This is a genomic window from Pseudonocardia ailaonensis, from assembly GCF_039531635.1.
Classification (GTDB): Bacteria; Actinomycetota; Actinomycetes; order Mycobacteriales; family Pseudonocardiaceae; genus Pseudonocardia; species Pseudonocardia ailaonensis.
Window position 1 is genome coordinate 955,909 of record NZ_BAAAQK010000005.1, and the last position, 10,311, is coordinate 966,219.

The 10,311-nt window shown below is 74.9% G+C and carries 12 protein-coding genes; 8 read left to right on the top strand and 4 right to left on the bottom strand.

The genetic code is table 11. The features are described 5' to 3' along the window. The first annotated feature begins 71 nt into the window (after positions 1–71). Complete coding sequence (locus tag ABD324_RS13335) at positions 72–908, top strand: alpha/beta fold hydrolase (protein WP_344416075.1); 837 nt, start codon at positions 72–74, stop codon at positions 906–908. Here ABD324_RS13335 and ABD324_RS13340 read toward each other — a convergent pair. Further along, entirely contained in the window at positions 896–1,297 is a 402-nt protein-coding gene (locus tag ABD324_RS13340) for a DUF5946 family protein (protein WP_344416077.1), read from the bottom strand. The genes ABD324_RS13335 and ABD324_RS13340 overlap by 13 nt on opposite strands. Before the next feature lie 82 nt (positions 1,298–1,379). Further along, positions 1,380–2,474 carry a 3,4-dihydroxy-2-butanone-4-phosphate synthase gene (ribB, locus tag ABD324_RS13345; protein WP_344416079.1) on the bottom strand — a complete coding sequence of 365 codons (1,095 nt, stop codon included), beginning with the start codon at positions 2,472–2,474 and terminating at the stop codon, positions 1,380–1,382. Positions 2,475–2,916: 442 nt separating this feature from the next. Between ribB and ABD324_RS13350 the strand changes: the two genes are divergently transcribed. Continuing rightward, positions 2,917–3,294, top strand: a complete 378-nt coding sequence (locus ABD324_RS13350; protein ID WP_344416081.1) for an STAS domain-containing protein — start codon at positions 2,917–2,919, stop codon at positions 3,292–3,294. A gap of 2 nt (positions 3,295–3,296) precedes the next feature. Continuing rightward, entirely contained in the window at positions 3,297–3,677 is a 381-nt protein-coding gene (locus tag ABD324_RS13355) for a DUF5313 family protein (protein WP_344416083.1), read from the top strand. A 54-nt stretch (positions 3,678–3,731) separates the two neighbouring features. Here ABD324_RS13355 and ABD324_RS13360 read toward each other — a convergent pair whose 3' ends face one another. Further along, positions 3,732–5,324, bottom strand: a complete 1,593-nt coding sequence (locus ABD324_RS13360; protein WP_344416085.1) for a glycoside hydrolase family 13 protein — start codon at positions 5,322–5,324, stop codon at positions 3,732–3,734. 62 nt (positions 5,325–5,386) lie between these two features. Between ABD324_RS13360 and ABD324_RS13365 the strand changes: the two genes are divergently transcribed. The 4 genes from ABD324_RS13365 (at position 5,387) to ABD324_RS13380 (ending at position 8,636) form a co-directional block, all read left to right on the top strand. Beyond that, the gene (locus tag ABD324_RS13365; RefSeq protein WP_344416087.1) at positions 5,387–6,217 is read left to right on the top strand and encodes a LacI family DNA-binding transcriptional regulator; all 831 of its coding nucleotides are present in this window, start codon (positions 5,387–5,389) and stop codon (positions 6,215–6,217) included. A gap of 283 nt (positions 6,218–6,500) precedes the next feature. Continuing rightward, complete coding sequence (locus tag ABD324_RS13370) at positions 6,501–7,382, top strand: heavy metal-binding domain-containing protein (RefSeq protein WP_344416090.1); 882 nt, start codon at positions 6,501–6,503, stop codon at positions 7,380–7,382. A gap of 19 nt (positions 7,383–7,401) precedes the next feature. Next, a complete protein-coding gene (locus ABD324_RS13375; protein ID WP_344416092.1) occupies positions 7,402–8,235 on the top strand; it encodes a heavy metal-binding domain-containing protein in 834 nt (277 codons plus the stop codon). Beyond that, positions 8,232–8,636 (top strand): hypothetical protein, encoded by a 405-nt coding sequence (locus ABD324_RS13380; protein WP_344416094.1) that lies wholly within the window; start codon positions 8,232–8,234, stop codon positions 8,634–8,636. Before ABD324_RS13375 ends, ABD324_RS13380 begins: the two co-directional genes overlap by 4 nt. Here ABD324_RS13380 and ABD324_RS13385 read toward each other — a convergent pair. After that, the gene (locus ABD324_RS13385; RefSeq protein ID WP_344416096.1) at positions 8,622–9,041 is read right to left on the bottom strand and encodes a MarR family winged helix-turn-helix transcriptional regulator; all 420 of its coding nucleotides are present in this window, start codon (positions 9,039–9,041) and stop codon (positions 8,622–8,624) included. The genes ABD324_RS13380 and ABD324_RS13385 overlap by 15 nt on opposite strands. 82 nt (positions 9,042–9,123) lie before the next feature. On the opposite strand from ABD324_RS13385, the gene ABD324_RS13390 reads away from it, so the two are divergent. Beyond that, the coding region (locus tag ABD324_RS13390) for an FAD-dependent oxidoreductase (protein ID WP_344416098.1) at positions 9,124–10,311 on the top strand (1,188 nt) is incomplete at its 3' end.

Consider the following 10,311-nt stretch of genomic DNA (forward strand, 5'->3'; position numbering starts at 1 on the left):
CACGGGTTCAGGTGGCTCGGCCCGGACGTCCCACGGGGCGCCCGGGCCGAGTCGTGTCTACGGTCGACGGCATGGCGACCGACGACGCCCACAGCTCGCGTCCCGCAGCGACGCCCGGGCCGGGGGCGGGTGAGGTGCAGGTGCTGGGGGACTCAGGGCCGGCTGTCCTGTTGCTGCCCGGCGGGGCCGAGACCTGCGACGGGTTCTTCCCCGGGCTGGTCGAGGGGCTGATCGCCGACCCGGGGTGCCGGGTGATCGTGCACGACCGGCCCGGCACCGGACGCTCCATGGTGGACGGTGATCTCGCGGGGGCCTCTGCCCACCTGCACGCGCTGATCGCGGAGCTCGGCCTCGGGCCGGTGGTCGTGGTGGGGCAGAGCCTCGGCGGTGCCGTCGCGGTGCTGCTCGCGCGCGACCATCCGGAGGACCTCGCCGGCCTCGTGCTGCTCGACGCCTCCCCGATCAACGACCCCGCGAGCTGCCGGCAGATGGCCCGGACCATCGGCCCGCTGGGGGCGTTCGCCCGGCTCCCGGTCGCCGGGAAGCTGGCCTCCGCCGGCTTCCGCGCGTTGGGCCGCAAGCAGATGCGCGAGGTGGCGCTGCGCCCGGACTGCGCCGCGGCGATGGAGCGGACCCTCGAGGCGGACATGGTGCAGCTCGCGAAGGCGGCCGGGGGGATCGACACCCTCGCGGCCAACCTGCACGAGTCCGACCTGCCGCGGCTGCCGTCCGTGGTCGTCACCGCCGATCGCCCGCCGGGATCCGCGGTGCGGAAGGCGCACGAGCGGCTCGCCGGCGCCTTCGGGGGCGAGCTGCGGAGCTGGCCGGGCGCCACCCACTCGGTGCACCTCGACCATCCCGACGAGGTGCTCGAGACGGTCCGCGAGGTCGTCCGTCAGGTGGGCTGATCGGCCCAGGCCGTCAGCGTCGCGAGGGCCCACGCCCGCACCCGTTCCGCGTGTCCGTCTGCGGGGAACCCGCCGTCGACCGTGACGTCCCCGATGCGGACGGCGAAGCCGGCCGGGGCCGGGAGCAGGGGGCCGGTCGGCCGCGCGAGCCCGGCACCCCGGTGCGAGTTGGCGCGCCGCCGGCGCGCGGTGACCGCGGCGAGCCCCTCACGACCGCGCTCGACGAAGGCGCGCAGCAGCTCCAGCGCCGGATCGTCGGCCGGCCGCGGTTCATGGTCGTGCTGGAGGGTGAACGCGGCCACGACCACCCCGTGCAGCGGCCCCCACGGCTCCGCGCGCGAGTGGTCGAGGGCTAGCAGCCGCTCGAACAGGTCCTGCTCGCTCGTCACGCCGGCTCGGCCGTCGCAGCGGCTCGGTGGGCACTGCGGCTCGGTGGGCACAGGACCTCGGTGGGCGCAGGGCCTCGGCCCGTCACGCCGGGCGGAGGAGGCCCCGGCGATCGGCGTCGACCACGGACAGGTCCGGGCCGGCCAGGGAGGCCGGGGTCGCGGAGCCGGGGAGCAACCGGACGGCGGTGTGGCCGAGCTCGGCCAGCATCGCGGCGGCGGCACCCGCGTCCGCGGGGGTGAGCCCGTGCGGGTCGAGAGCGCGGGCGTCCGGGCGGCGCAGGTACAGCAGCACGCCGCCGTCCCGCGCGATCACGGCCGCGTCCTGGGCGAACCGGCGGGCGCAGTCGCAGGCCATGCTGCCCATGACGTCCCCGAGCAGGCACTCGCGGTGCACCGCGACGAGCGGGCGGCTCGCGGTGCGGGCGCCCAGCAGTGCCATGTGCTCGGCGCCGGTGACCTCGTCCCGGTAGCCGAGCGCGTCGAACACGCCGTGCTCGGTGGGCAGCCGGGTCGCGGCGGCGCGGGTGACGCGGGCCCGCTCACCGTCGCCGTGGCGGAGCCGGTGCGCGACGAGATCGGCGATCGTGAGGACGGTGAGGTCGTGCTGGGCGCCGAGCAGCGCGGCGTCGGCGATTCCGGCCATCCCGCTGTCCGTGACCAGCTCCGCGATCAGGGCGACGGGCGGCAGGCCGGCCAGCCGGCACAGGTCGACGCCGGCCTCGGTGTGTCCGGGGCGCTCGACGACGCCGCCCGCGCGAGCGCGCAGCGGGAGGACGTGGCCGGGCCGGACCAGGTCGGAGGGGCGGCTGTCCGGGGCCGCGAGGACCTGCGCGGTACGGGCCCGGTCGCGGGCGCTGATGCCGGTGCTGATCCCGCTCGCCGCGTCGACGCTCACGGTGTACGCGGTGCCGCGGGGGTCCTGGTTGCGCCGGACCATCGGCGGAAGGCCGAGCGCGTCTGCCCGCTCGCCGCTCATCGGGGCGCACAACAGCCCCGAGCTGTACCGGACGGCCCAGGCGGTCCAGCGGGGTTCGGCCAGGGCGGCCGGCAGGACGACGTCGTACTCGTTCTCCCGGTCGCCGGCGTCCGCGACCAGGACGGGGCGTCCGGCGCGCAGCGCCGAGACCGCCGCGCCGACGGGGTCGTGCGGGGCGAGCAGGTCTGGCTGGGCGGACATCAGGCGTCCGCGGGATCGCGTCGGGACATCGGGGTCCTCCTGGCCGAGCCGTGACGTGCCAACGGAACTCCCGCTCCGTTACCGCGCCGTTACGGGCGACGGTCGAGGACTCCGCCCAGCCCGACGGGGCCCGCGGCCGTACGCGGACCAGCATCGTGGAACGGACGGTCGTTTCTCCATGCGGAGGGGCGAACGTCACGTCGGGACTTCTCCGGGAATACCGCCGCCGCGGTCTCGGTACGGCACTCTCCGCCTCCGTCCACGGAGCGCGCACCTCACCCCGACAGGCGTGACGATCGACGGGAGCACGCCGGTCGGGTTCGCCGCCGGCCGAGACGACGACTGCTCCGGACGGATCCGCGTCCGCTGGAGCGACGGGCCGAACACGTCGGGTGATGTGGCTACCGTTGACCTGTCCGTTCGGAGGGGCGAGGATCACGTCGTGCGGGACGGTGCGGGACGCGGCGAGATCGATCCACCGGCCCTCGAGGTCCGGCACGAGACGCTCCGAAGCGGTGTCGTCGCCGTCCGGCTGGCCGGTGAGCTGGACACGGACACCGCGGGGCGGCTCCACGAGGCCCTCCAGTCGGCCATCCTCGGGGCCCGCGCCGTGGTCGTCGATCTCGCGGCGGTGAGCTACCTCGGCTCGGCCGGGGTCAGCGCGCTCCTGGGGGCCCACACGCGCGCCGGGGACCGCGTGCACCTCGCGGGGCTCGAGGGCAACCGGTCGGTGCACAAGGTCGTCGACCTGTTGGGGCTGACCCGGCACTTCGTGGTCCACGACGACGTCCCGGCCTTCCTCACCGCACTGCGCGCCTAGCGATGGCGCGGCCCGGCCCGTGGTGGTGGCTCTGGTACGCCGTCGGCGGCCGGCTGCCCGCCCGCTTCGCGGACTGGGTGCTCGACGACGCCACCTGCCGGACCTGGGTGGCCCGGCACCTGCTGCGCACCGCGGTGCCGCTGGTGATCGTGTCCGCGCCGATCGTGCTGTTCGTGCCGGGGCCGCTGTGGGTGCGGCTCTGCGGCCTGCTGCTGGGCTGGCTCGTCTCCGCCCAGTTCGCGATCTTCCTGCTGCACGACGCGGTGGACCACCGCGCCCGGCGGGCGGGCTGGCCGCCCGGCCACGCCCAGGCGGTCCGGGACGCCGCCGCGCGCGCCGAGCGCGAGCGCACCCGGGCCCGGTACCGGGCGAGGTACCGATGAGGCCAGGTCAGTGCGGGTCGTGAGCGCCTGTCGCCCCGCCGGCGGCGGACGTTCTCACAGGGACAGCCAGACCGCGGTGTCCTCGGCGAGCAGGCCGTCGGACAGCGGGCCGGAGCGCAGGACGACCTCGGCGTGGGCGGGGAGGGCGAACGGGGCGGCGTCGAGGTTGAGCAGCAGCGCGAAGCCCGGTGTACGGGCGAAGCCGAGGGCACCCTCGGGCACGTCGAGCCAGGTCAGGTCACCGTCGCCGAGGGCCGGCAGCTGCCGGCGCAGACGCAGCGCGCGCCGGTAGAGCGAGAGCATCGAGCCGGGATCGGCCGCCTCGCGTTCCGCGGTGTACCGCGCGAACCAGGTGGGCTGCGGGAGCCACGGCGTGCTGCCCTCGGGGCCGAAGCCGAACGGCGCGGCACTCCCGGACCAGGGGATCGGCACCCGGCAGCCGTCGCGGCCGCGCTGGGTGTGCCCGGAGCGGCGCCAGGTCGGGTCGTCGAGCACGTCCTCCGGCAGGTCCTCGACTTCCGGCAGGCCCAGCTCGTCGCCCTGGTAGACGTAGGCGCCGCCGGGGAGCGCGAAGATCAGTAGGGCGGCGGCACGGGCGCGGCGGGTGCCGAGCTCCAGGTCCGCCGGCACGCCGAGCATCGAGTCCAGGCTCGTCCCGATGCCGTCGTCCGGGTCCCGGGCCAGGCGGGAGACGTGCCGGGCGACGTCGTGGTTGGACAGCACCCAGGTCGGCGGGGCGCCCACGGCCGCGTGCTCGCGCAGGGTCCGCTCGATCGACCGGCGCAGCGCCGGCGCCGTCCACGCCGCCTTGAGGAAGTCGAAGTTGAAGGCGGTGTGCAGCTCGTCCGGGCGCAGGTAGCGGGCGAAGCGGTCCGCCTCGGGCACCCACGCCTCGGCGACGAACACCCGCGGCGGGTCGTAGGTGTCCGCGATGCCGCGCCACTCCCGGTAGATCTCGTGCACCTCGTCGCGGTCCCAGTGCGGGTGCGGGCCGGGATCGTGGTGCTGCCGCTCGCCGACGTCCGGCAGGCCCTCCTCCTTGACCAGCGAGTTCGCGACGTCGATCCGGAAGCCGTCGACGCCGCGGTCGAACCAGAAGCGCAGGGTCTCGGCGAAGTCTGCGCGGACGTCCGCGTCGTCCCAGTTGAGGTCGGGCTGGGTGACGTCGAACAGGTGCAGGTACCACGTGCCGTCCGGGAGCCGGGTCCACGCGCCGCCGCCGAACATCGCCTGCCAGTCGTTGGGCGGGGAGTCGCCCGAGTCGCGGAAGACGTACCGCTCCCGATGCTCGCCCGCCAGCGCCTCGCGGAACCACGGGTGCTCGTTCGAGGTGTGGTTCGGGACGATGTCGAGGATGACCCGCAGGCCGCGGCCGTGGGCCTCCGCGATCAGGGCGCCGGCCTCGTCGAGGGTGCCGAAGCGGGGCTCGATCGCGCGGTAGTCCGACACGTCGTAGCCCGCGTCGTGGAGCGGGGACGGGTACCAGGGGTTGATCCAGATCGCGTCCACGCCGAGGTCGGCGAGGTGGCCGAGGCGAGCACGCAGGCCGGCGATGTCGCCCACCCCGTCGCCGTTCCCGTCGGCGAAGCTGCGGATGTAGACCTGGTAGATCACGGCGCTCCGCCACCAGGGCGTGGCGTCGGTCATGCTGGGGCTCCTCGCGGGTCGGCTGGGGGCCGACCCTTCCACAGGGGACGGGCGGAGGCGCGATGGAACGGCCGGTGGTCGCGGTGCTCGCCCGGTTCCCCTCGGCCTGGTTCTTCGCGGAGGCCATCGGCGGGATCGAGCGCGTGCTGCGGGCCGGCGGCTATCCGTTCCTCCTGCACAACGTGGGTGATCCGGAAGGGCGCGCCGCCGTGCTCGCGGGCCTGCCGCGGCAGACGGCCGTCGCCGGTCTGATCGTGGTGGCGTCGTCCTTCACCCCGGAGGAGACCGCGCTGCTCACGCGGCTGGACGTGCCGGTGGCCGCGGTGGGCGGGACCTTCCCCGGGGCGCCGCGCGTCGGGATCGACGACCGCGCGGGTGCGGCCGCCGCCGTCCGGCACCTGGTCGGGCTGGGGCACCGGGAGATCGGCCTGCTGTCCTTCGACCCGGACGACGCCGCGGGCGGGGCGGTCACCGAGGCCCGCCGCGCCGGGTTCGCGGACGGGTTGGCCGAGGCCGGGCTGCCGCTGCGGGAGGAGTGGGTCGTGCCTGCCGGGCACGACGCACCGGCCGGGGCACGCGCCGCATCGGTGCTGCTGGCGCGGGGGGTGCTGCCCACCGCGGTGCTCGCGATGTCGGACGAGACGGCGCTCGGTGCCCTGCGCACGTTCCGGCGGGCCGGGGTGGACGTGCCGGGGCGGATGTCCGTCGTGGGGTTCGACGACCAGGCGGCGGCGGGGTTCGCGGACCTCACCACGATCGCCCAGCCGGCGCGGGAGCAGGGGGCGCGGGCGGCGGAGCTGCTGCTGGAGGCGCTGGCCGGGCGGCTCGCCGGGGCGCCGTCGATCGACCTGCCGACGCGGCTGGTGGTGCGGGGGACGACGGCGCCGGTCTGAGGCCTCCGGAAACTGTCGGTGGGCCGTGCTGTCATGCCTGCATGAAGGTTCCGGGGTACTGGCGGGGGCGGTCGTGGGTCCGGGCGTACCGGCGCCCACCGCACGTGCCCGAGGGGGAGCAGCTGTCGTTGCCGCTGGCGCGGGCCGGCCCGGCCCGCATCCCTCGCCAACGGGACGATCCTGACAAGTCGGATGCATTGCCGCGCAAGCGCTCCCGGCGCGTTTCCGTGCGGCGCGGCGCCGCCGTGCGGGGCTAGTCTCGGGGGTGGCGGAAGGGGTGCGCGTGGCGGACTGGGACGGGCGGGGGCTCCCGCCCGTGGCGGCCGAGAGGGTCCGCCGTGCCGCGGCCGGGGGTGCCTGGACGTCGCTGCTCAGCGCGCCCGCCGCCGCCGGGCTCACGGACGCGGGCTTCGACCCCGTCGGCGAGGTGATGGGCAGCATCGTCGAACGGATCGGCTGGCAGGGCTACCGCGGGTGCGGGTGGTCGCCGTTCGGCGGGGCCTACGGCGGCTACGGCGGCACCGCCCCCACGATCACGTCCTCGGACCGGGCCGCGTTCTCCGGCTTCGCCCCGTACGTCGCGGCGCTCGAGCACGGCTACGGCACCGCGATGTCCCGGCTCGTCCAGGAGGCCGCGGCGATCGGGGCCGACGGCGTCGTCGGGATCCGGCTCGTGCAGGACCGGATGGAGGGCGGGGCGCGGGAGTTCACCGCGCTCGGCACCGGGGTGCGCGCCCGCAGCGGCACGCGGCCTTCCCGGGTGTTCACCACCGCGCTGCCCGCCACGGACGTCGCGAAGCTCGTGCGGGCCGGCTGGATGCCCACGGACCTGGTCTACGGCATCTCCGTCGCGATCCGGCACGTCGACTGGTCCACCCGTCAGCAGATGTCGTGGGGCGCGGGGAACGTCGAGGTCACCGGGCACACCGAGCTCGTCACCCGGGTCCGTGAGGACGCCCGGCACCGCTTCACCGCGCACGTGCGGGGCACCGGGGCGGACGGCGCGATCGTCGACGACATGGCGCTCGCGACGTGGGAGGTCGAGCCCGCCGAGAACCACCGCGACCTGGTGGCGGAGTCCACCGTGTTCGGCACCGCCGTGGCCCGCTTCCACTCCGGACGTGCGGCGCCGAGCCGCACCCTGACCTACCTGCCCCTGCGTTGACGCCTGTACGGAGGACCTCATGACGGCCGACCCGACCGAGCTCCGGATCCCCGAGGACGCGATGCGCCGGCTCGCCGAGATGCGGCCCGGCCAGGCCACCAGCCTGTTCACCTCGGACCTCTCGGTGAACGAGTTCCTGCTGGTCCGCGAGGCCGGGTTCCGCCCGCTCGGGCTGGTCCTGGGCTCGAGCATCTACCACGTCGGCTTCCAGATGGGCCGGTGGAACAAGAACCAGGAGCTCACGATGCTCTCGCAGGCGATGTACCACGCCCGCGAGCTCGCGATGACCCGCATGGAGGCCGAGGCGGACCAGCTCGGCGCGGACGGGATCGTCGGTGTCCGGCTCGAGATCGAGTTCAAGGAGTTCGGCTCGGACCTGGCCGAGTTCATCGCCGTCGGCACCGCGGTGAAGGCGGACGAGCCCAAGACGCCGGACGGCTACACCTGGCGCAACAACAAGGACCAGCCCTTCACCTCGGACCTGTCCGGCCAGGACTTCTGGACGCTGGTGCAGGCCGGGTACGCGCCGCTGGGGATGGTCATGGGGTCGTGCGTCTACCACATCGCCCACCAGCGGTTCTGGCAGGCGATGGGCAACATCGGGCAGAACGTCGAGCTCCCGCAGTTCACGGAGGCGCTCTACGACGCCCGCGAGCTCGCCATGAGCCGGATGCAGGCCGAGGCCGAGCAGCTGCACGCGGAGGGCATCGTCGGGGTGCAGCTGCGCTCGCACGGGCACCGGTGGGGCGGGCACACCACGGAGTTCTTCGCGATCGGCACGGCGGTGCGGCCGCTGCGGGCGGACCACCGGATCCCCACGCCGCAGCTGGTCCTTCCGCTGAGCGACTCGTGACCGACTCGCCGATGTGGGACGTCCACACACTCGCGGCCGGGCTGCGGGCGGACCGGGCGGACGTCGCCTCGCAGGCGCGGGTGCTCACCGGCGCGCTGGCCGGCACCCTGCCCGACGGGATGGTGGAGGTCTCGGTGCGGCGCTCGGTCGCCGACCGGCTGGCCGGGCGCGAGGGCCGTCCGGTCGCGGTCGTCGTGCACGGCCACGAGCGTGATCTCGAGCTGCGCGAGGGGCCGCGCGGCCTGGAGGCCGAGCTGCGGAAGGTGGTGCGCGGCATCGTGATCAGCCGCACACCGATCGGTGTGGACGAGTGGTTGCAGGCGCTCGCGGAGGACCTGCAGCGGATCGCGGCCCGGGACGCCGCCGCCCGCGCGGCGCTGGAGGGGCTACTCGGGGGCTAGCTCCCGGAAGAACTCTGCGATCACCGCCAGCTGCTCGGGGGTGCGCCGGTCGAGCATGTCCAGGACGTGCCGGCCGTGCGCCTCGTACTGCGGGGCGAGCCGCTGCTCGACGGCGTCGTCGTCGCGCCGCACGATGACCTTGCGGCGGTCGCCCGGATCCCGGTCCCGCGTCGCGAAGCCCGCCTTCTCGAGCCGGTCGATCACGCCCGTGACGGTGCCGGAGGTCAGCCCGGAGAGCTCGGCGAGGCGGCCGGGGGAGAGCGGGCCGTGGACGTCGAGCAGCGTCATGAACTGGGAGTCCGTGGGGCCCAGGCCGAGCTTCTGGGCGACCGCGTGGTTGTTGATCACCACGCCGGCGATGAAGCGCACCAGCGATCCCATGATCTCGTCCCGGACGTCGGGCATGGCGAATCTCCTTGACAGATATCTCGTGACACCAAGATACTCGTATCGACGAGATACTTGACGTCCCGAGTGAGGATACGAGATGAGAACGGCACTGGTGATCGGCGCGGGCGTCGCGGGGCCCGTGGTCGCGATGGCCCTGCAGCAGGCGGGGATCGCGGTGGAGGTGTTCGAGGGCACGGAGACCGGGGCGGACGAGCTCGGCTCGTGGCTGACCCTGCAGGTCAACGGCTTGGACGCGCTCCGGGCGATCGATGCGCACGCGGCCGTCGCGCCGCTCGGCTTCCCGACGCTGCGGATGCGCTTCTTCAGCGGCACGGGCAAGGAGCTCGGCGTGATGTCGATGGGCGATCCGCTGCCGGACGGCACCGTCCCGCGGCTCGTCCCGCGGGCCGGGCTCTACCGGGCGCTGCGCGACGAGGCCGTCCGGCGCGGCGTCCGGATCCACTACGGCAAGCGGCTGGCGGACGCGAGCTCGTCGGCGACCGGGGTGCGGGCCACCTTCACGGACGGCACCACGGCCGACGGGGACCTGCTGATCGGCTGCGACGGCATCCGGTCCCGGGTGCGCACGCTGATCGACCAGGCGGCCCCGGCGGCGCGCTACGTCCCGGTGCTCAACGTGGGTGGGTACGTCCCGGACCTCGCGGTCGACGCACCGCCGGACGAGTTCCAGATGATGTTCGGCAAGCGGTGCTTCTTCGGGTGGGCGCGCAGCCCCTCCGGCGGGGTCGGCTGGTTCGCGAACCCGCCGCAGCGCGACGAGCCGCGCCGGGGGGAGCTCGCGGCGATCACGGACGCGGAGTGGCGGGCCCGGCTGATCGACCTGCTCTCGGTCGACGACTCGCCGGCCTGCGACATCGTCCGCGCCGCCCCCGGCCCGCTGTTCGGCTGGGCCACCTACGACATGCCGCCCGTGCCGCACTGGCACCGGGACCGCATGGTGATCATCGGGGACGCGGCGCACGCCACCTCGCCGGCCTCCGGGCAGGGCGCCTCCATGGCCCTGGAGGACGCGATCGTGCTGGCCAAGTGCCTGCGAGACGTGTCCGATGTGGAGCACGCCTTCGCGACCTTCGACGCGATCCGCCGCTCGCGCGTGGAGGCGGTCGTCGAGGTGGGCAAGCGGGGGAGCAGCCAGAAGGCGGCCGGGCCCGTGGGGCGGGTGATCCGGGACGCGATGATGCCGGTGATCCTCAAGCGGCTGGCGTCGAAGGGTGGTGCCTCGCCGGACTGGCTGCACCGCCACCACATCGAGTGGGACGAGCCG